Origin of the sequence: Rhodococcus (subgen. Prescottella) equi, from assembly GCF_003013675.1 — a bacterium.
Taxonomy (GTDB): Bacteria; Actinomycetota; Actinomycetes; order Mycobacteriales; family Mycobacteriaceae; genus Prescottella; species Prescottella equi.
In genome coordinates this window covers 2559453-2580099 of sequence record NZ_CP027793.1, presented here as the reverse complement: position 1 = coordinate 2580099, position 20647 = coordinate 2559453, and the positions used below count along the sequence as shown (strand labels likewise).

Here is a 20647-nt window from a genome sequence, read left to right as displayed (position 1 = left end):
TGATGAAAGTCTGTGGGTGCGTGAGATTTCCGGGAAAAGCGGGTGCGGTCAGTGCCCCATGCCCATGCCGCCGTCGACCGGGATCACGGCACCGGAGACGTACGCGGAATCGTCGGACGCCAGGAAGCTCACCACGGCGGCGACGTCCTCGGGCTGCCCGAGCCGCTGCAGCGGGATGAACTTCTTGGCCGTGTCCCGCAGGTCGTCCGACAGTTCGGCGGTCATGTCGGTCTCGATGAAGCCCGGCGCGACGACGTTCGCGGTGATCGATCGCGACCCCAACTCACGCGTGAGCGACCGCGCCATGCCGATCACACCGGCCTTGGAGGCGGCGTAGTTGATCTGACCGGCCTGGCCCGCCATGCCGACCACCGATCCCAGGAAGATCATCCGACCCCAGCGGGCGCGGAGCATGGCGCGGTTGGCGCGCTTGGCACACCTGAAGGCACCGGTGAGGTTGGCATCGAGGACGCGGGTGAACTGGTCCTCGTCCATGCGCATGAGGAGCGTGTCGTCGGTGATGCCGGCGTTGGCGACCAGCACCTCCACCGGCCCCTGGTGCTCCTCGACCTCCTTGAACGCACGATCGATCGAATCCGCGTCGGTGACATCGCACTTGACTCCGAACAGCCCCTCCGGCGCGCCCGAGCCACGGTGCGTGACGGCCACCTTGTGACCGTCGTCGAGGAGGCGCCGCGCGACGGCCAGGCCGATGCCGCGGTTGCCTCCCGTCACGAGCACGGAACGGGACGGGCTGCTGGTGTTCGACATGCGATCAACCTATCTGTTCGGTTGCGGGTTACGTGTCCAGGTGGACGAAATCGACGCACGGGACGGGCGCCCCAGCGGTCATGGCAGGCGTTGCCGGAGGATCAGCGCGGTGGCCAGCCCCGAGGCGCTGAACAGCACACCGAGCACCAGCCAGGGGCGGCTCGCGTCGCCGCGTGCGTTCTCGAATCCGATCTGCTCCTCGAGTGTGTCGTAGACGTCACGTAGTTCCTCGAGACTCGACGCGGTGAAGAAGTTGCCGCCGGACAGGTTCGCGATCTCCCGCAGCGACGGGTCGTCGACCGGGACGGGAATGCGGTCGCCCTCGATCTCGACGGTGCCGTAACCGGTACCGAAGGAGATCGTCGAGATCGGCACGCCCTTGTCCTTGGCCTGGCGGGCCGCGGTGAAACCGCCGCGCGGGTCGTCGGGGCTCTCCGGGACCGTCTGCTTGCCGTCCGACAGCAACACGATCCGGGCGGGCGGCGCCTGCTCGCTGCCGCCGAGTACCGCCGCGAGGGTGTCGATCGACTGCAGCGACGTGAAGATCGCCTCACCGGTCGCGGTGCGTTCGCTGAGCGTCAGGTTGTCGATCGCGGCCTTCGTCTCGTCGCGGTTCGGGGTGGGCGACACCAGCACCGACGCGGTGCCCGCGAACGCGACCAGGCCGAGGTTGATGCCGGGAGTGAGCCCGTCCGCGAACGACTTGGCGGCCTCCTGCGCTGCGGCCAGACGACTCGGCTCGACGTCTGTCGCCTTCATCGACAGCGACACGTCGATCACCAGCACCACGGTCGCGCGGTTGCGCGGCACCCGCTTGTCGGCGGTGGGTCCGGCCAGCGCCACCGTGAGGAACACCAGCCCGACCAGCAGCAGCGCGGTCGGCAGGTGGCGGGTGATGTTCGGCCGGTTGGGTGCGACCTTCTCGAGCAGCTCCATGTTGGCGAAGCGCAGCACGTGCTTCTGCCGGCGCCGCTGGATCACCACGTACCCGGCGGCGAGCGCGACGACGACCGCCAGGAACAGCAGCCACCACGGAGATGCGAACTGGGACAGACTCATCGGCCGGTCACCCCACGGGTGGGCGCGCCGTAGCTGTGCCGCCGGGACGAGACGAACCGCACGACGTCGGCGATCCAGTCCCGATCGGTGCTCAGACTCAGCCGCGGTGCGCCACAGCGCCGCAACGTCGATTCGACGGCGTGACGGTGCGCGGCCGCGGCCTGCGCGAAGTCGGCACGCAGGCGCGGCGTGGTCGCGAACTCGCGGGTGCGACCGGACTCGGGGTCGAAGAGTACGACGTCCCCCGCGTCGGGCAGCTCGAGGTCCCGCGGGTCGAGCACCTCGATGCCCAGCAGTTCGTGTCGCCCGGACAGCGCCCGCAGCGACCGCTCCCAGTCGATCGGGCCGAGGAAGTCACTGATCACCACCGCGAGCCCGCGTCGACGTTCCGGACGGCGCAGCGACTCGAGCGCACCCCGCAGATCGCCGCGCACGCCCTCGGCGGCATGCGGGGTGGTTGCGATCCGGCGCAGCATCGCCTGCGCGTGGACGCGTCCACCGCGGGCCGGGATGCGCAGCATGCGGTCGCCCGTCGCCACGACCGCCCCGATCCGGTTGCCGCTGCCACCCGCCAGATACGTCACCGCCGACGCGGCCGCCACCGCGAGGTCGCGCTTCTCGCACAGCGCGGTGCCGAAGTCCAGGCTCGACGACAGGTCGACCACCAGCCACGTCTCCAGCTCGCGGTCGGCGACGGTCTGCCGGACGTGCGGGTGCGTGGTGCGCGCCGTGACCGACCAGTCCATCTGCCGGACGTCGTCGCCGGGCTGGTACTCGCGGGCATCGCCGGGCTCGGAACCCGGGCCCGGGATGAGCCCGAGGTGATCGCCGTGCAGCACGCCGTCGAGGCGTCGACGCACCGTCAGTTCGAGCGTGCGCAGCGCCGCGGTGAGTTCCGGATCGCGCAACGATCCGGACCGGAACGACGGAACCGCACCCGGTTTCCGGGTCACTGCGGCTGCGTGCCCGACGGGGACAGCGGCCCGGCGTCGTACGCCGGGGGCGCGGGCGGCGCCGCCTGCGGCACCGGTTGTGCACCGACCTGCGGCAGCCCGACGGTCTGCAGGACACGAGTGATCACGTCCTGCGGGGTGACCTCGTCGGCGAGGGCGTCGTACGACAGCACCAGCCGGTGACGAAGGACGTCCGGGATGATCTCGAGTACGTCCTGCGGTACCACGTAGTCGCGGCCGCGGAGCAGCGCGAGCGCACGCGACGCCGAGATGATGCCGAGGGTCGCGCGCGGCGACGCGCCGTACGCGATCCAGCCCGCGACGTCGTCGAGACCGAACTCGCGCGGCGTGCGGGTCGCGGCGATGACGCGGACGACGTAGTCGACGAGCGCATGGTGCACGAAGACGTTGCTCGCGACCTTCTGCAGCCGGACCAGTTCCTGCGGGTCGAGCACCTGGCTGGGTTCGGGTGCCGCGACACCCATGCGGTAGACGATCTCGCGCTCTTCCTCGACGGACGGGTAGTCGACGAGCACCTTGAACAGGAAGCGGTCGCGCTGCGCCTCGGGCAGCGGGTAGACGCCCTCGTTCTCGATGGGGTTCTGCGTCGCCATCACCAGGAACGGTTCCGGCATCGCGTAGGTCTTGCCGCCGATCGAGACGTGCCGCTCGGCCATGACCTCGAGCAGTGCGGACTGCACCTTCGCGGGAGCGCGGTTGATCTCGTCGGCCAGCAGGAAGTTGGCGACCACCGGGCCGAGCTCGGTGTCGAACTGCTCGCGCCCCTGCCGGTAGATGCGGGTGCCGATCAGGTCGGTCGGCACGAGGTCCGGGGTGAACTGGACGCGGGAGAACGATCCGCCGACCACCTTCGCGAACGTCTCCACCGCAAGGGTCTTCGCGACGCCCGGAACACCCTCGAGCAGCACGTGCCCCTTGGCGAGAACGCCGACGAGCATCCGTTCCACCAGACGGTCCTGGCCGACGATGACCCGCTTGACCTCGTAGATCGCGCGCTCGAGCGTGTGCACGTCCCGCGCCAGGTCCGACGTTCCCGAGCCCGCGTCCGGATGGACCGCCCCCTGCGAACCCGACCCAGCCACCGCGCCGTCACGTGAGGTCACCAACAGTCCCCGCTTCCACCTAGATCGGTTCCATCGCCTTGCCAGTCTTGCCCGCTCAACTATTCCAGGTGTCACCCCACCGCCGCACGAAGCCGGCGCGAGCTACGACACCATACGGACAGCGTACGGAGTCATTCCGTCCCAGCGCACCGGCGAGACCCGGACCGTCGAACCGGACTGCGGGGCCTCGAGCATCTGCCCGTCACCCAGGTAGAGCGCGACGTGCTGGCTTGCGCCGGGGCCCCAGAAGATCATGTCTCCGCGTCGCATCTGCGACGACGGGACCTGCGTACCGGCGGTGTACTGGTAACCCGTGTAGTGCGGGAGCGAGATCCCGATCCCGGCGAACGCGTAGATCATCAGGCCCGAGCAGTCGAACCCCACCTTGTTGAAGTCGCCGTAGCTGTCCGCGACGCCGCCGTCGCGGATGCCCAGCGTCGGACCGTTCGCGTTGCCACCACCCCACGCGTACGGCAGGCCGAGCTGCGACATGCCGCGGTCGATCACCGTCTCGATCGCGCCGGCTCCGGTCACCGACGGCGCCATCGGCTTGGGCGCGGACTGCGCGGGCGCCGACCATTCGCCGTCGTCGTCGATCTGGGTGTGCGGCCGCTCGCTGTCCGCCACTTGCGATGCGCGCTCCCGCGACGCCTGGTCGGCGGCCGCCCGGCGCGCGGCCTCGGCGGCCGCCGCAGCCGCAGCCGCCGCTGCGGCCTCCTCGGCACGACGCTGGTTGTCCCACTCCAGATAGGCGTCGCGCTGCCCCTGCAGACCGCTCACGTTGGCGCGCGCCGCGTCGAGTTGCGCCTGGGCGCCGTCTCGCTGGGACTCGATCTGCGCCTTGCGTGCGGCCTGTTCCTGAAGGGCGTTGCGAGCCGCGGCGATCGCCTGTTCGGCTTCGGCCTTCTTGTTCTCGGCAGCGCCCGCGGCGGCATCGGCGCGCTGCTTCGCCTCGCGCGCCGCCGAGTCCCGGTTGGCCTGCTCGGTTCGCGCCCGCTCGAGGTTCTCCAGGATCGCTTTCTGGCTCGCCGACAGCATCCGCATCATCTGGGCCCGGTCGAGGATGTCCTCGGGTCCGTCCGCGCCGAAGAACGACGACAGCGACGCGACGTTACGCCCCTTGGTGTAACTCGACACCGCGTAGTCGGTGAACCGTTTACGGGCCTGCTCGATCTGGGTGCCGGCGTCGCGCAACGCTTGCTGACTCTGTTCCACCTGCGCACCGGCGGCTGCGGCCTCGTCCCGCGCGGTCTGCAGGTCGACGAGGGCCTTGTTGACGTCCTCGCGTTTGATCGCAACCTCGTCGTCGAGCTGCGCGAGCTGCTGGTTCGCGGTCGCGACCTGATTGATGAGGTCGCCGACCTGCGAGACACCCTCGGAGACTCGAGCGTTTCCACTCTCGATCTCGGCGTCGGACGGGTTCGGTGGCGGTGGCGGCACCGCGGCAGCCGTGCCGGGCGGGCCTGCGACGAGGGCGCACACCACGCTCGCGCCCAGCAGAGCCCGCGCACCGGCCGAGCGCGCGCGTACCAATGCCGGACGCCGCACGCCTGCGCGTGAGCCCCTTCGCCCCACAACACCCTCCCAACTGCTGTGACCGAACCCGGCTGTCTGCCCGGCCCGTGCGGGGAGGAGCGTCACCGCGGAGACGAACCGCGCCGACGCGCAGATCACGCGACGTTTCTCGCCGTCACATGAATCGTCACGTCACTCATGCGACACTTCTTCCCCAAAAAGTGCCACTGGCACCGTACGACACTTTGCACGCTCTGGTGCACTCTTGTCACAAATGACGCCGACGTAATTCGACCTGCGCAAATGCGGAGGGGCTGCCGGAATCAGCTTCCGGTCGGGCGCTCGCCGTTCCCCGGTGTCGACTCCGCGGCGACGGGCCGCGCTCCCTGCCCGCGGCGGGCCTTCGCGACGAAGGAGACCCCTGCGACCGCCGCGACCAGCAGCACCAGCAAGGCGGTCACGAGTCCCCAACGCGGCGCCGGCTCGGTGATGCCGTCGACGAAATTGTTCGCCGAATCGACGGGATTACCGGTGAAGGTTCGATCCTGCGCGTTCTCGAGGACCACCCGGCTGATCGTGTCGCTGTACGTGCCGTTGGCAGACGGGCTGAGCACGAGCACTGTGCCGCCCTCGACCTTCCCCACCTCGGTCGCGAGATCCCGAAGAGGTTCGGGTCCGTGCGGATCCGAGTCGACGACCACGATGCGGAGCGTCACACCGTCCTCCTGCGCCCGGGCGACGACGGCCTGGAGCCCCTCCACATCCGCGTCGGGCGCCGACACGTTGTCGTCGGACAGATCCGCGAACACCGCGTCGAGCGAGACGTCGTCGGGGATCTTGGCGATGTTCGGGAGCAGGACGGGCGCGATTGAGGCAGTCATCTCTCATCCGGGGTCGGGTGCGACGGGCAGACTGATCTGCACAGTACGTGACGTACCGGACCACCGGCCGCGCCGTCCGTTGCACCCGCGTGGCGACTACGTGAGGATTGGGGCGACGCGAGTCGCCGTGGCAGTCCGACGTTCGGACGTCCGATCCGGGCCCGACCCCGCAGTCTCACAGGACAAGCGTACTGTTAGACTCGATCCGAGACGCCCGCGTAACCGTCGGGTTCGGTCCGCCGATCGGACCTGGCCTTGTTCGCGTGCCTCGCTTCAGCCGTCGACACAGCCCCGTCGGCGGCGAACCTCAAAGACGAGTGGAGCTGACGTGACCACCAGTATTGATACGTTCGGCGCCAAGGGAACCCTCGAGGTCGGAGACAACTCGTACGAGATCTTCCGCCTCTCGGCCGTGCCCGGCACCGAGAAGCTGCCCTACGCACTGAAGGTTCTCGCCGAGAACCTCCTGCGCACGGAGGACGGCGCCAACATCACCGCCGATCACATTCGCGCCATCGCGAACTGGGATCCCTCGGCCGAGCCGAGTGTCGAGATCCAGTTCACGCCCGCGCGCGTGATCATGCAGGACTTCACCGGCGTGCCGTGTGTCGTCGACCTCGCCACCATGCGTGAGGCCGTCACCACCCTCGGCGGCGACCCGAACAAGGTCAACCCGCTCTCCCCCGCCGACATGGTCATCGACCACTCGGTCATCCTCGACGTGTTCGGCCGCGCCGACGCCCTCGAGCGCAACGTCGACCTCGAGTACCAGCGCAACGGCGAGCGTTACCAGTTCCTGCGCTGGGGCCAGGGCGCGTTCGACGACTTCAAGGTCGTCCCCCCGGGCATGGGCATCGTCCACCAGGTCAACATCGAGTACCTGGCTCCCACCGTCATGACCCGCAACGGCCAGGCGTACCCCGACACCTGCGTCGGCACCGACTCGCACACCACCATGGTCAACGGCCTGGGCGTGCTGGGCTGGGGCGTCGGCGGCATCGAGGCCGAGGCCGCGATGCTCGGCCAGCCGGTCTCCATGCTGATCCCGCGCGTCGTCGGCTTCAAGCTGACCGGTGAGATCCAGCCGGGCGTCACCGCGACCGACGTCGTGCTCACCGTCACCGACATGCTCCGCAAGCACGGTGTCGTCGGCAAGTTCGTCGAGTTCTACGGCGCCGGTGTCGCCGAGGTCCCGCTGGCCAACCGCGCGACCCTGGGCAACATGAGCCCCGAGTTCGGCTCGACCGCAGCGATCTTCCCGATCGACGGCGAGACCATCAACTACCTGCGCCTGACCGGCCGCAGCGACGAGCAGCTCGCGCTCGTCGAGGCGTACGCCAAGGAGCAGGGCATGTGGCACGACGCGGACAAGGAGCCCGCCTACTCCGAGTACCTCGAGCTGGACCTCGGCACCGTCGTGCCGTCGATCGCCGGCCCGAAGCGCCCGCAGGACCGCATCCTGCTGTCGGACTCGAAGGCCGCGTTCCGCCGCGACATCGTCACCTACGTCACCAACGGTGACGAGGCTGCGCACACGGCGCTCGACGAGGCCGTCGAGGAGTCCTTCCCGGCGTCCGACCCGGCGTCGCTCTCCACCGCCTCCGACGAGGTCGTGGCCGTTCCGTCGGCAGCCAACGGCTCCACCGGCCGTCCGTCGAAGCCGGTCACGGTGAAGACCGACCGCGGCGAGTTCGTGCTCGACCACGGCGCGGTCGCGGTCGCGGGCATCACGTCCTGCACCAACACGTCGAACCCGTCGGTCATGCTCGGTGCCGCGCTGCTCGCCCGCAACGCGGTCGAGAAGGGCCTCGAGACCAAGCCGTGGGTCAAGACCAACATGGCGCCCGGCTCGCAGGTCGTCTCCGACTACTACGAGAAGGCCGGCCTGTGGCCGTACCTCGAGAAGCTCGGCTTCTACCTGGGCGGCTACGGCTGCACCACCTGCATCGGCAACACCGGTCCGCTGCCGGAGGAGATCTCCAAGGCGATCAACGAGCACGACCTGTCGGTCACCGCGGTGCTCTCCGGTAACCGCAACTTCGAGGGTCGCATCTCCCCCGACGTCAAGATGAACTACCTGGCGTCGCCGCCGCTCGTCATCGCGTACGCGCTGGCCGGCACCATGGACTTCGACTTCGAGACCGATCCGCTGGGCCAGGACAAGGACGGCAACGACGTCTTCCTGAAGGACATCTGGCCTTCGGCCCAGGAGATCGACGACACCATCAAGTCGGCGATCAGCCAGGACATGTTCCGCAAGTCCTACGCCGACGTCTTCAAGGGTGACGAGCGCTGGCAGAACCTGGCCACCCCGGCCGGTGACACCTTCGCGTGGGACGAGAACTCGACCTACGTCCGCAAGGCGCCGTACTTCGACGGCATGACGATGGATCCGGCTCCGGTCACCGACATCTCCGGCGCCCGCGTGCTCGCGCTGCTCGGCGACTCGGTCACCACCGACCACATCTCGCCGGCCGGCCCGATCAAGCCCGGCACCCCGGCCGCGCAGTACCTGGACGCCAACGGTGTCGAGCGCAAGGACTACAACTCCCTGGGCTCGCGTCGCGGTAACCACGAGGTGATGATCCGCGGCACGTTCGCGAACATCCGCCTGCAGAACCAGCTGCTCGACGGCGTCTCGGGTGGCTACACCCGCGACTTCACCCAGGAGGGTGCGCCGCAGGCGTTCATCTACGACGCGTCGCAGAACTACCAGAAGGCCGGCATCCCGCTGGTCGTGCTGGGCGGCAAGGAGTACGGCTCCGGTTCGTCGCGTGACTGGGCCGCCAAGGGCACCAGCCTGCTCGGCGTCAAGGCCGTCATCACCGAGTCGTTCGAGCGCATCCACCGCTCCAACCTGATCGGTATGGGCGTCGTGCCGCTGCAGTTCCCGGCCGGCGAGTCCGCCGCGTCGCTCGGCCTGGACGGCACCGAGGTGTTCGACATCGCCGGCATCACCAAGCTGAACGAGGGCGTCACCCCGAAGACGGTCAAGGTCACCGCGACCAAGGCCGACGGCAGCAAGGTCGAGTTCGACGCGGTCGTCCGCATCGACACCCCCGGCGAGGCGGACTACTACCGCAACGGCGGCATCCTGCAGTACGTGCTGCGCAACATGATCCGGGGATAGTCACCTGATCGTGTGATCCGGGTCCTTCCGGATCATCCAGTGCGCTGACGGCGGGCTCGGGACGTCAGTCTCGGGCCCGCCGTTGCAGTTTCGTACGAAAGGAAGTCGGCTGTGCCCAAGGTCAGCGAAGACCATCTCGCGGCGCGACGGAGCCAGATCCTCGACGGCGCCCGCCAGTGCTTCGCGCAGTACGGCTACGACGGCGCGACCGTGCGCCGGCTCGAGGAGACCACCGGGCTCTCACGCGGTGCGATCTTCCACCATTTCAAGGACAAGGACGGGCTGTTCCTCGCGCTCGCCCACGAGGACGCCAAGCGGATGGCCGACGTCGTCGCCGAGGGCGGCCTCGTCCAGGTGATGCGCGACATGCTCGCGTCCCCCGACCAGTTCGACTGGCTCGGCACTCGACTCGAGATCGCCCGGCGCCTGCGCACCGATCCCGAGTTCGCCCGCGACTGGACCCAGCGCAGCGCCGAACTCACCGAGGCCACCGTTCGCCGGCTCGAGCGTCAGAAGTCCGCCGGACGTCTGCGCGACGACCTGCCCACCGACGTCCTGCTCGACTACCTCGACCTGGTCCTCGACGGACTCATCGCCCGCATCGCGTCGGGGCACGGGGCCGAGAATCTCTCGGCCGTGCTCGATCTGGTCGAAGAGTCGGTGCGGCGCAAGGATTCCTGAGAACCGGCCCCCGGTTTCGCGCTCACCGCGCATCTTGGCCGGCGCAGCGAGCGACCTGGTGCAGGCCGGGGCGAGTAGGCGGACGGAGCCGGTCATATCCGGCGGCGCCGCCATGCCCCGACGGCCAGGCCGATTCCTACGACGGATACGGCGGGCAGGATCAATCGCATCCGCCGCAGCATCGTGTAGCGCTGGAACTGCTCGGCCGAAAGGAATTGCCCGTGCGGCGAACCAGGCCCGGGTGACCCCGTGCCCGGTCGATCCCACCAGATGCTCGACGCGTGGGTGACGATCTCGGGCCGGAAGAGTACGCCCAGGGTGGCGGCCACGGCGATGCACATGACGGGGAGCACCACCCAGAACCAGGGGAACCCGGGCGCGCGACCGAGCCGCCCGCGCCGCGGCAACACCGTAACCGCAACCAGCACCACGACTCCCATCGCGACGAGCACCAACCACGCCATGCGTTGCAGGTTACGGTCGGTCGGCGGTGACCCGGAGCCGATTGCCGTCGCGTCCGATCCTCAATCCTCGACATTGCGGGACTCACCTGGCCGGCGGCCATCTCGCATGGAGCCGTCTCACATGGAGAAAGGCATGCTGTCGACGGAGTAGCCGATCAGGCACATCACGGCCGCCACCGCCACGAGCCCCACGATCAGCCCGCACGCGAAGGGACGTGAGCTGCGCGGGAACAACAGCACTCCTACGACGCCGATCACCACCACGACGGGCAGCCACCAGCACATCCAGTAGCTGCCACCAGCGGGCGGGAACGCTTGGACGCCGAACGTCTCACGCAGCACCGAATTCGCCGGCCAATAGCCCACGCCGCACGTGGCCGCTCCGAGAAGCGCGCCCAGGAGTGCGAGGTCCCATCGGAAACCCGGCCGCTCGTCCGCAGCACCGTCGCGCTCCGTCTCCCCTGTCTGTTCGCCTTGGCAGGCACCATGAGCGCGGTCCCGTGCACCCGCCTCACCGTCGGCCGAACCAGAACTCATCCAGTGGTCTTCTTCCGCCGGTTCGGCCCACCGCGTCGACGCAGCGTCACGTCCGCCTCGACGAGCACGTTGTGAATGAAGCCGTACGAGCGGCCCGTCTGATTTGCAAGGGTGCGAATACTCGCACCGGCCTCGTACTGCGCTTTGAGGTCGTCGCGGAGCTTGTCACGCGATTCCCCGGTGATGCGTGCCCCCCGCGAGATTCCCGTGCTCTCCGCCATGACGACCTCCGGTCAGCTGAGCGAGCCTCGATTCCAGGCTAGATCACCCGCCGACACGTGATCAACGAAACGAGCAGCTACGCCGCCCGTGCGCCTTTTGCGTGGTCCCAACTACCAGAAAGGCGCACGGGCGCGGAGCGCCTAGGCCAGCTGGATCAGTTCCAGGTACTCCTGGGACCAGTGGTCCTCGGTGCCGTCGGGCAGCAGGATGACGCGTTCCGGGTTGAGCGCTTCCGCGGCGCCCGGGTCGTGCGTGACAAGTACGACGGCGCCGGTGTAGCTGCGGAGGGCGTCGAGCACCTGCTCGCGGGAGATCGGGTCGAGGTTGTTGGTGGGCTCGTCGAGCAGCAGGACATTCGCCGCCGACGACACCAGACCGGCCAGTGCCAGACGCGTCTTCTCACCACCGGACAGCGTGCCGGCCGGCTGGTCGAGCTGCGGGCCGCTGAACATGAACGCGCCGAGCAGACCGCGCAGGTCCTGCTCCCCCGCGTCGGGTGCCGCGTGCCGGATGTTCTCCCACACGCTCGCCTCGTCGTCGAGGGTGTCGTGCTCCTGCGCGAAGTAGCCGATCTTGAGGCCGTGACCGGGCACGAGCTCGCCCAGGTCCGGCGTCTCCACGCCGCCGAGCAGACGCAGCAGCGTCGTCTTGCCGGCACCGTTGAGACCCAGGATCACGACACGCGACCCGCGATCGATCGCGAGGTCGACGCCGGTGAAGATCTCCAGCGACCCGTAGACCTTGGTGAGTTCCTTCGCCATGAGCGGCGTCTTGCCGCACGGCGCGGGCTCCGGGAAGCGGATGTGCGCGACCTTGTCGTCCACCCGCACATCGTCGAGCGCAGCCATCATCTTGTCGGCGCGCTTGGCCATGTTCTGCGCGGCGGTCGCCTTGGTGGCCTTCGCGCCGAGCTTGGCAGCCTGCTGGCGCAGGGCGCTGGCCTTCTTCTCGGCGTTCGCGCGCTCGCGGCGACGACGCTGCTCGTCGGTGGCCCGGGCGTCGAGATACTTCTTCCAGCCCATGTTGTAGATGTCGGCCTCGCCGCGTACGGCGTCGAGGAACCACACCTTGTTGACGACGTCGGCGAGCAGGTCGACGTCGTGGCTGATCACGATCAGTCCACCGTCGTGGTTCTGCAGGAAACCACGGAGCCACGTGATGGAGTCGGCGTCGAGGTGGTTGGTGGGCTCGTCGAGCAGCAGCGTGGTGTTCGACTTGCCGCCGGAGCCGTCGGACGCGGCGAACAGGATGCGCGCGAGCTCGACGCGGCGGCGCTGACCTCCGGAGAGGGTCTTGAGCTGCTGGTTCAGCACCCGGTCCGGCAGACCGAGGCTGTTGCAGATGCGGGCGGCCTCGGACTCGGCGACATAGCCGCCGAGCGCGGAGAAGCGGTCCTCGAGGTTGCCGAACTTGCGGACGGCCTTGTCGCGGACCGTATCGTCGGCAGCCTCGGCCATGATGGCCTGCTGCTTTTCCATCTTCTTGATGATCTCGTCGAGTCCGCGCGCGGACAGCACCCGATCCTTCGCGAGAACCTCGAGGTCGCCCTCCTTGGGGTCCTGCGGCAGGTACCCGAGGTCGCCGCTGCGGATCACCGTGCCCGCGTAGGGCTCGCCCTCCCCGGCGAGAATGCGCAGGGTGGTCGTCTTGCCGGCGCCGTTGCGCCCGACCAGGCCGATGCGGTCACCGGCCTGCACGCGCAGCGCCGATCCCGGCGCGGAGAGCAGGGTCCGCACACCGGCACGAACTTCCAGGTCGGTGGCGGTAATCAAGCAAATCTCCTCAAACGAACGACCATCGAAACAACGAGGCAGAGAACCTCGGGACGTCATCGTGCCCGCGATCGAGCACAAGAACCACCGATTTTACCGTGACCTCGGCTCGCCGCCACACCACGGCCCGGTGACTCGGCTAACTTGGGGTCCCATGACACGCGTGAAGGATCTACAGGACCGCAACGCCCTCGTCACCGGCGCCAGCCGCGGCATCGGCAAGGCCATCGCCGCCGAACTCCTCGCCCGCGGCGCGAACGTGGTCGTCACCGCCCGCAAACCCGAACCGCTCGAGGAGGCGGCGGAGGAACTGCGCGGCCTCGGGCACGGCGGCAAGGTACTCGCCGTCGCGGGCAACGCCGGTGACGCGGAGGCTCGCCGCGACGCCGTCACCCGTACCGTCTCGGAGCTCGGCTCCCTCGACATCCTGATCAACAACACCGGCATCAACCCGGTGTACGGGGCACTGATGGACGCCGACCTGGACGCGATCCGCAAGATCTTCGACGTCAACGTCGTCGCGGCGCTGGGCTACGTGCAGGAGGCCTACCGGGCGTGGATGGGTGAGCACGGCGGCGCCGTCGTCAACCTGGCGAGTGTCGCCGGCATCCGGTCCACGGGCGTCATCGCCGCATACGGTGCCTCGAAGGCCGCGCTGATCCGGCTCACCGAGGAACTGGCGTGGCAGCTCGGACCGACGATCCGCGTCAACGCCGTCGCCCCGGGCGTCGTCAAGACCAAGTTCGCTGCCGCCCTCGTCGCCGCCGGTGAGGACCAGGCCTCGTCGATCTATCCGATGAAGCGGCTCGGCACTCCCGAGGACGTCGCCGGTCTCGTCGGTTTCCTGGTCTCCGACGACGCCGCGTGGATCACCGGCGAGACCGTACGCGTCGACGGCGGGCTGCTCGCGACGGGCGCGCTCTGACCGCCGCACCCGATCTGGCGGTCGTCGGGCTCGGTCCCGCCGGCCGCGCCCTCGCGCACCGCGCCTCCCGGGCCGGGATGAGCGTGGTGGCCGTCGACCCACACCCGGACCGCCCGTGGCTGCCCACCTATGCAGCCTGGGTGGACGAGCTGCCCGGCTGGCTCGGAGCGGCCGTGCTGCGCTCGACCGTCGGCCATCCGCAGGCGTGGGGCACCCGGCGCCACGTCCTCGACCGGGCGTACGGCGTCCTCGACAACGCGAAACTGCATCACGCTCTCGACATCTCGAACGCACACGTGATCCGCGGCTTCGTCGGCGCGGTGTCGCCCGGCGTCGTCACCCTCCGGGACGGCGCCGACATCCGCGCCCGTCGTGTGGTCGACGCCCGCGGACTGCGCCCCGATCCGGCGTTCGCCGAGCAGACCGCGTTCGGGATCGTGCTGCCCGCGGCGGCCGCGACACCCGCTCTCGACGGAGCCGACTGCTGGTTCATGGACTGGCGGACCGACAACGGCACCACACCCGCCGATTCCCCCTCTTTCCTGTACGCCGTGCCATTGAGTGACGACACCGTGCTACTCGAGGAGACGTGCCTGGTCGGCCAGCCCGGGCTGCCACTGGACGAACTGCGTCGACGGCTCGACGCGCGCCTCGACAATCGCGGCGTCGAGCTGCCGGCGAACCTCGAGGTCGAACGCGTCCGGTTCCCGGTGCAGGCGCCGCACACCCGTCCCACGATCGCAGCGTTCGGTGCCCGAGCGGGACTGATCCACCCGGGCACCGGATACAGCGTCGCGGCGTCGCTGGCGGCCGCCGACGCCGTCGTGGCCGCCCTCGTGGCCGAGAACGACCCACGAAAGGCCTTGTGGCCATGGCAGGCCCGCGCCGTCCGCGCGCTGCGAGAAGTGGGCCTGTCGGCACTCCTGGATCTCGATCCCGCTCGGACCGCGGAGTTCTTCGACGCGTTCTTCGCCCTTTCCGCCGAGCGGCAGCGGGCCTACCTGTCGGGCCGCGACGACGTTCGTGGAACTGCGACGACCATGTGGCAACTCTTCTGCACGGTGTCGCCGCCGATCCGCCGGACCCTGGCCCGGGCCGGCGTCCGGCGGTCGTGACTCAGGACCCCAGCGAACCCGTCGGGATCCAGAACGGCAGCCGTCCGAGCGAGCCCGTCGCGGGCGTGGGCGTCTTCGGCAGCGGCGCCCCGTCGAGGTCGGCGGGCTGCGCGATGCCCAGGTTGTCGAGAACGGTCGGCGTGATGTCGGCGATCGTGTAGCCGTCGTCGGTGGCGCCCGCCTGGTAGCCGGCGCCGCGTGTGATCACGAACGTCGTTGCCTCCTCGGCACTCTGGCCGCCGTGCCCGCCGTTCGGCTTGTGGCCGTGGTCAGAGGTGACCAACACCGTCCACTTCTCGCCGGTCGCCTTGCTGCGGGCGTCCACGGCGTCGACGATCCTGCCGACCTCGGCGTCGACGCGCTCGAGCGACGGCAGGTACTCGGCGCCGGACGTTCCCGACGAGTGCCCCGCGCCGTCCACCTGATCGAGCTGGGTGAACAGGAAGTCCGGACCGTTGGCGGCGATCTCGGCGGCCACCGCGGTAGCGGTCGCCGTGTCCGTCGCCGCACCGCTGCCGGCATCCGGCGTCGACACCACGACGTCGGCCTTCGGAGTGCCGGAGTTCGAGATCGTGGCGATTCCGCCCCACGTGGCGATCGATGCGGTGCGCATCTGCGCGTTCGCCTGCTCGATGCGCGTGAACGCCGTCGGGTACTCGTCGTACCGAGCGCCGCTGTACGAGTTGTCGACCACGCCGTGCTTGGTGTGCCACACCCCCGTGAGGATCGTCGACCAGGACGGTCCGGAGATCGTGGGGTGCCCGAGGATGGACGACTGGCCGCTGGTGCCCTCGGCGATCAGTCGGTGCAGGTTGGGGGTATTCGCGTTCTTGACGTAGTCGAGCATCGTGCCGTCGAGTCCGATCACGACGGTCTTCGTGACCGATGGCGGCGCCGCGGCGGCGGTGCCGGCGGTCACGGCGGCGACCCCCGCGGCGAGGGTGCCGGCGGCGAGGAGGAGGGACAGGGCCTTCGGGGAACTGCTGTGGTTCGTCACAGGCACCAGCATCGATCGGACTAGACCAATTGTCTCCGCATTGTCGCAAGTGTTGACCCAACGTTCGCCGAGCGTTCTCCGCAGCCGCCTCGCGGACGCCGAACAGTCGCCTGGACGTCGGCGAAATGTCTCGAGATGGTGATGATCTCCGTCGCGTGCCGCGCACAGCGCCGCAATCTCGGCAATAGTGGGGGCATGCGGTCAATCTGGAAGGGTTCCATCGCGTTCGGGCTGGTCAATGTGCCGGTCAAGGTGTACTCCGCGACGGAGGACCACGACATCCGCTTCCACCAGGTCCACGCGAAGGACGGTGGGCGGATCAAGTACAACCGCGTGTGCAGCGAATGCGGGCAGACGGTGCAATTCGCCGACATCGACAAGGCGTACGACTCCGACGAGGGCGACCGCGTCATCCTGACCGACGAGGACTTCGACAAGCTCCCCGCCGCCGAGAAGCACGAGATCCCGGTGCTGCAGTTCGTGCCCACCGAACAGATCGACCCGATCCTGTTCGAGAGGAGCTACTACCTCGAACCCGATTCGTCGTCGCCCAAGGCGTACGTCCTGCTGGCGAAGACGCTCGCCCAGACCGATCGCACCGCCCTCGTGCACTTCACGCTGCGGCAGAAGACCCGACTGGCGGCGCTGCGCGAGCGCGACGGCGTATTGGTGATCCAGACGCTCCTGTGGCCCGACGAAGTGCGGGCGGCCGAGTTCCCGTCCCTCGACGACGCCGAGGAGCCGAAGGCCAAGGAATTGAAGATGGCCGGCACGCTCGTCGACAGCATGGCCGAGGACTTCGACCCCACCGAGTTCACCGACGACTACCAGATCCAGCTCCGGCAATTGCTCGACGAGGCCATCGCCAGTGGCGGCAAGAAGGTGATCCCGGCGGCCGAACGTGAAGAGGGCGGCGAGGACGCCGAGGTGGTCGACCTGGTGGCGGCACTGCAGCGCAGCCTCGAGGCCGCCGGCGAGGAGGTCAAGCCCGCACCGGCGAAGAAGAAGGCGCCCGCGCGTCGTAAACGAGCCTGAGTCCGCGCTATCCCCGGCCGGGACGTGCGACGAAGCACCGCAGGTACCGCCCGGTCATCACGCTCTGCACGACCCGGGCCACCGGATCACCCAGGCGTGTGAACCAACGCCCCGGGCGGGAGAACACCGTGATGGTCGCCCGGACCTCGCCGTCGGCGTCGCGTTCGACGCAGAACCGCTCCTCCCCCGACTCGGGATGGCCGGGCAACGTCCCGTACGCGAAGCCGCGGCGGTCGGGCTCGTCGATCACGTAGACGACGCGGCACGGGATGGTCAGCCCGAACCACCGCAACACGACGGTGGTTCCCGGGGCCGCATGGTCGCTGTCGGCCTCGACCCGCAACCCGGCACGACGGTGGACGTCCCAGCGCATCAACGCGTCGGACGCGGCGAGGAACGTGTCCTCGCCGCGTCCGAGCGGAAGCGATTTGCGAATGTGGCGGTATCCCGCCGGCAGCTGCCCGGCGGTCGCACCGACCTCGTTGTAGGTCAGATCACCGGCCACCGGGCGTCCCCGTCTCTAGACGGTGAAACCGAGCGCGCGCAGCTGCTCGCGGCCGTCCTCGGTGATCTTGTCCGGACCCCACGGCGGCATCCAGACCCAGTTGATCCGCAGCTCGTCGCACAGGCTGCCGTTCACCAGCGCCCGCTTGGACTGCTCCTCGATGACGTCGGTCAGCGGGCACGCCGCCGACGTCAGCGTCATGTCCAGCAGCACGACGTCGATGCCGTTCTCGTCGATCTCCTTGAAGTCGTAGACCAGACCGAGGTCGACGACGTTGATACCGAGTTCGGGGTCGACGACGTCACGCATCGCCTCCTCGAGCTCGTCGAGTCGCTCCGGGGTGAGCGTCGCGCCGTACTCGGCGGCCTCGGTCGTCGCGGTGCTGTCCGCCTGCGCCTGTTCGGTCTGCGCGTCCGTCATGATGTCTGTCCTCCGGTTCGAGCCAGGTCGTTCTCGTCGTCGACTATTCGAACAACGGCGTCCTTGAAAGCCATCCATCCCAGCAACGCGCACTTCACGCGCGCCGGGTACTTCGACACACCGCTGAAGGCGATGCCGTCGCCGAGGACGTCCTCGTCGCCCTCGACGGTGCCGCGGCTGCTGACCATCTCGTTGAACGCGTCGACGGTGCGCAACGCCTCGTCGAGCGGCATGCCCACGATCTGGTCGAACAGCACCGACGTCGACGCCTGGCTGATCGAGCAACCCTGGCCGTCGTACGAGATGTCGGCGACCACCGGCCGGCCGTCCTCGCCCTCGGTGAGGTGTGCACGCAACGTGATCTCGTCGCCGCACGTCGGGTTGACGTGATGCACCTCGGCACCGAACGGATCACGCAGGCCGCGCCCGTGCGGGTGCTTGTAGTGGTCCAGGATCACTTCCTGGTACATCTGCTCGAGGCGCACTCTCAGTTACCTCCGCTCACGCCGAAGAAGTCCTGTGCCCGCCGGATCCCGGCGATCAACGCGTCGACCTCGTCGAGGGTGTTGTACACCGCGAAGGACGCTCGAGCGGTGGCGGCGATGCCGAACCGCTGGTGCATCGGCCATGCGCAATGGTGTCCCACCCGCACGGCCACGCCGTCGTCGTCGAGGACCTGACCCAGATCGTGGGCATGGATCCCGTCGACGAGGAACGAGACGGCCGAACCGCGATCGATTCCGTCGGCGGGGCCGACGATCCGGACGCCGTCGATGCCGGCGAGGCCCTCGAGCGCCGCCGTCACCAGCAGGTGTTCGTGCGCTGCAACGGCATCCATGCCGATGTTCTCGAGGTACTTCACGGCGGCGCCGAGCCCGACCACCTGCGACGTCATCGGCACGCCGGCCTCGAAGCGCTGCGGCGGCGGCGCGTAGGTGCTGACCTCCATCGTGACGGTCTCGATCATCGAACCGCCCGTGATGAAGGGCGGCATCGACGCCAGCAGTTCGCGGCGGCCGTAGAGCACCCCGACACCGGACGGGCCGAGCATCTTGTGCCCGGAGAACGCCGCGAAATCGACGTCGAGGGAACGGAAGTCGACCGCGAGGTGCGGCACCGACTGGCACGCGTCGAGCACGGTCACCGCACCGACGGCCCGCGCCCGGCGGACCAGTTCGGCCACCGGCGAGATCGCGCCCGTCACGTTCGACTGGTGCGTGAACGCGACGACCTTCACCTTGTCGGTCAGCTCGAGCGAATCGAGGTCGATCCGGCCGTCGTCGGTGATGCCGTACCAGCGCAGCGTGGCGCCTGTGCGTCGCGCAAGCTCCTGCCACGGAACGAGATTCGCGTGGTGCTCGAGTTCGGTGACCACGATCTCGTCGCCGGGCCCGACCACCTTGTCGAAGCGGTCGTCACCGAACACGTACGCGACCAGGTTGAGTGACTCGGTGGCGTTCTTGGTGAACACCAGCTCGTCGGAATCGACGCCGACGAACGAGGCGATCGCGGCACGGGCACCCTCGTACGCGTCGGTGGCCTCCTCGGCCAGCTGATGCGCACCGCGGTGCACCGCCGCGTTGCACGTGGTCAGGAACTCCCGCTCGGCGTCGAGCACCTGCACCGGACGCTGCGAGGTGGCACCGGAATCCAGGTACACCAAGGGCTTTCCGTCACGCACGGTCCGCCCCAGGATCGGGAAGTCCTCCCGGATCCTGGTGACGTCCAGCGCAGCCGCCGTAGTGGTCATCGCGGACTACGCTCCCGCCCCGGCCTGGGTGAAGCGCACGTAGCCGTTGGTCTCGAGCTCGTCGGCGAGCTCGGGTCCACCCGACTCGACGATCTGGCCGTTCACGAACACGTGCACGAACTCCGGCTCGATGTAGCGCAGGATCCGGGTGTAGTGCGTGATCAGCAGGATGCCGCCGTTCTCACGCTCCTTGAAACGGTTGACGCCCTCGGACACGACGCGCAGCGCGTCGACGTCCAGGCCCGAGTCGGTCTCGTCGAGGATCGCGATCTTCGGCTTGAGCAGGCCCAGCTGCAGGATCTCGTGGCGCTTCTTCTCGCCGCCCGAGAAGCCCTCGTTGACGCTGCGCTCACCGAAGGTCGGATCGATCTCGAGCTCGCTCATCGCCTCCTTGACCTCCTTGACCCAGTGCCGCAGCTTCGGGGCCTCGCCGCGGACCGAGGTAGCGGCGGTGCGCAGGAAGTTCGACATCGAGACGCCGGGCACCTCGACCGGGTACTGCATCGCGAGGAACAGGCCCGCACGGGCGCGCTCGTCGACACTCATCTCCAGGACGTTCTCGCCGTCGAGGGTGATGGTGCCCGAGGTCACCTCGTACTTGGGGTGACCGGCGATCGCGTACGACAGCGTCGACTTGCCCGAACCGTTGGGGCCCATGATGGCGTGGGTCTCGCCCGAACGGACGGTGAGGTTCACACCCTTGAGGATGTTGATCGGCTCGGCGTTCTCGTCCGAGTTGGCGACGTTGACGTGCAGGTCGCGGATTTCAAGCGTAGACATTCGATTTCCTA

General features: G+C 68.8%; 21 protein-coding genes. 5 read left to right on the top strand and 16 right to left on the bottom strand.

What is annotated here, in order from left to right; genetic code table 11:
* Positions 1–48: 48 nt before the first annotated feature.
* The 6 genes from fabG1 to C7H75_RS12155 all read right to left on the bottom strand — a co-directional run bounded on the left by fabG1 (position 49) and on the right by C7H75_RS12155 (position 6303).
* Positions 49–771, bottom strand: coding sequence for a 3-oxoacyl-ACP reductase FabG1 (gene fabG1 / locus C7H75_RS12180; RefSeq protein ID WP_005513326.1), 723 nt, complete (start codon positions 769–771; stop codon positions 49–51).
* Between the two features lie 78 nt (positions 772–849).
* Complete coding sequence (locus C7H75_RS12175; RefSeq protein ID WP_013415967.1) at positions 850–1830, bottom strand: VWA domain-containing protein; 981 nt, start codon at positions 1828–1830, stop codon at positions 850–852.
* Positions 1827–2783: a DUF58 domain-containing protein gene (locus C7H75_RS12170; RefSeq protein WP_005513328.1), complete on the bottom strand. Its 957-nt coding sequence runs from the start codon at positions 2781–2783 to the stop codon at positions 1827–1829. The genes C7H75_RS12175 and C7H75_RS12170 overlap by 4 nt, the downstream gene beginning before the upstream one ends.
* Complete coding sequence (locus C7H75_RS12165; RefSeq protein WP_013415966.1) at positions 2780–3907, bottom strand: AAA family ATPase; 1128 nt, start codon at positions 3905–3907, stop codon at positions 2780–2782. Before C7H75_RS12165 ends, C7H75_RS12170 begins: the two co-directional genes overlap by 4 nt.
* 102 nt (positions 3908–4009) lie before the next feature.
* Positions 4010–5455, bottom strand: coding sequence for an NlpC/P60 family protein (locus tag C7H75_RS12160; protein ID WP_106851390.1), 1446 nt, complete (start codon positions 5453–5455; stop codon positions 4010–4012).
* A 290-nt stretch (positions 5456–5745) separates the two neighbouring features.
* Positions 5746–6303: an Rv1476 family membrane protein gene (locus C7H75_RS12155; RefSeq protein WP_081121717.1), complete on the bottom strand. Its 558-nt coding sequence runs from the start codon at positions 6301–6303 to the stop codon at positions 5746–5748.
* A gap of 328 nt (positions 6304–6631) precedes the next feature.
* On the opposite strand from C7H75_RS12155, the gene acnA reads away from it, so the two are divergent.
* Positions 6632–9433, top strand: a complete 2802-nt coding sequence (gene acnA, locus C7H75_RS12150) for an aconitate hydratase AcnA (RefSeq protein ID WP_005513337.1) — start codon at positions 6632–6634, stop codon at positions 9431–9433.
* A 111-nt stretch (positions 9434–9544) separates the two neighbouring features.
* Positions 9545–10114 (top strand): TetR/AcrR family transcriptional regulator, encoded by a 570-nt coding sequence (locus tag C7H75_RS12145; RefSeq protein ID WP_005513342.1) that lies wholly within the window; start codon positions 9545–9547, stop codon positions 10112–10114.
* A 92-nt stretch (positions 10115–10206) separates the two neighbouring features.
* On the opposite strand, the gene C7H75_RS12140 is transcribed toward C7H75_RS12145, so the two are convergent.
* The 4 genes from C7H75_RS12140 to C7H75_RS12125 all read right to left on the bottom strand — a co-directional run bounded on the left by C7H75_RS12140 (position 10207) and on the right by C7H75_RS12125 (position 13109).
* A complete protein-coding gene (locus C7H75_RS12140; protein WP_106851389.1) occupies positions 10207–10578 on the bottom strand; it encodes an amino acid permease in 372 nt (123 codons plus the stop codon).
* 117 nt (positions 10579–10695) lie between these two features.
* On the bottom strand, positions 10696–11115 hold the full coding sequence (locus C7H75_RS12135; protein WP_106851388.1) for a hypothetical protein: 420 nt from the start codon (positions 11113–11115) through the stop codon (positions 10696–10698).
* Positions 11112–11336 (bottom strand): helix-turn-helix domain-containing protein, encoded by a 225-nt coding sequence (locus C7H75_RS12130; RefSeq protein WP_005513350.1) that lies wholly within the window; start codon positions 11334–11336, stop codon positions 11112–11114. Before C7H75_RS12130 ends, C7H75_RS12135 begins: the two co-directional genes overlap by 4 nt.
* A gap of 141 nt (positions 11337–11477) precedes the next feature.
* Positions 11478–13109: an ABC-F family ATP-binding cassette domain-containing protein gene (locus tag C7H75_RS12125; RefSeq protein WP_022595841.1), complete on the bottom strand. Its 1632-nt coding sequence runs from the start codon at positions 13107–13109 to the stop codon at positions 11478–11480.
* Between the two features lie 154 nt (positions 13110–13263).
* Between C7H75_RS12125 and C7H75_RS12120 the strand changes: the two genes are divergently transcribed.
* Together C7H75_RS12120 and C7H75_RS12115 are read left to right on the top strand one after the other, a co-directional pair.
* Complete coding sequence (locus C7H75_RS12120; RefSeq protein WP_106851387.1) at positions 13264–14034, top strand: SDR family oxidoreductase; 771 nt, start codon at positions 13264–13266, stop codon at positions 14032–14034.
* The gene (locus tag C7H75_RS12115) at positions 13974–15149 is read left to right on the top strand and encodes a lycopene cyclase family protein (RefSeq protein ID WP_233281905.1); all 1176 of its coding nucleotides are present in this window, start codon (positions 13974–13976) and stop codon (positions 15147–15149) included. The genes C7H75_RS12120 and C7H75_RS12115 overlap by 61 nt, the downstream gene beginning before the upstream one ends.
* 1 nt (position 15150) lies before the next feature.
* Here the strand turns inward: C7H75_RS12115 and C7H75_RS12110 are convergent, their stop codons facing one another.
* Positions 15151–16146: an alkaline phosphatase family protein gene (locus C7H75_RS12110; protein ID WP_233281904.1), complete on the bottom strand. Its 996-nt coding sequence runs from the start codon at positions 16144–16146 to the stop codon at positions 15151–15153.
* Positions 16147–16341: 195 nt separating this feature from the next.
* Here C7H75_RS12110 and ku point away from each other — a divergent pair, with 195 nt between their 5' ends.
* Complete coding sequence (gene ku, locus C7H75_RS12105; protein ID WP_037085277.1) at positions 16342–17181, top strand: non-homologous end joining protein Ku; 840 nt, start codon at positions 16342–16344, stop codon at positions 17179–17181.
* A gap of 7 nt (positions 17182–17188) precedes the next feature.
* Here ku and C7H75_RS12100 read toward each other — a convergent pair whose 3' ends face one another.
* Genes C7H75_RS12100 through sufC form a run of 5 tightly spaced genes read right to left on the bottom strand, consistent with a single transcriptional unit; the run spans position 17189 to position 20636 of the window.
* Positions 17189–17686, bottom strand: coding sequence for a DUF1990 domain-containing protein (locus tag C7H75_RS12100; RefSeq protein WP_106851385.1), 498 nt, complete (start codon positions 17684–17686; stop codon positions 17189–17191).
* A 15-nt stretch (positions 17687–17701) separates the two neighbouring features.
* Entirely contained in the window at positions 17702–18106 is a 405-nt protein-coding gene (locus C7H75_RS12095; RefSeq protein WP_005513359.1) for a metal-sulfur cluster assembly factor, read from the bottom strand.
* The gene (sufU, locus tag C7H75_RS12090; RefSeq protein ID WP_005513360.1) at positions 18103–18591 is read right to left on the bottom strand and encodes a Fe-S cluster assembly sulfur transfer protein SufU; all 489 of its coding nucleotides are present in this window, start codon (positions 18589–18591) and stop codon (positions 18103–18105) included. The genes C7H75_RS12095 and sufU overlap by 4 nt, the downstream gene beginning before the upstream one ends.
* A 2-nt stretch (positions 18592–18593) precedes the next feature.
* On the bottom strand, positions 18594–19856 hold the full coding sequence (locus C7H75_RS12085) for a cysteine desulfurase (protein WP_013415958.1): 1263 nt from the start codon (positions 19854–19856) through the stop codon (positions 18594–18596).
* A gap of 6 nt (positions 19857–19862) precedes the next feature.
* The gene (sufC, locus tag C7H75_RS12080) at positions 19863–20636 is read right to left on the bottom strand and encodes a Fe-S cluster assembly ATPase SufC (RefSeq protein WP_005513363.1); all 774 of its coding nucleotides are present in this window, start codon (positions 20634–20636) and stop codon (positions 19863–19865) included.
* Positions 20637–20647 lie beyond the last annotated feature (11 nt).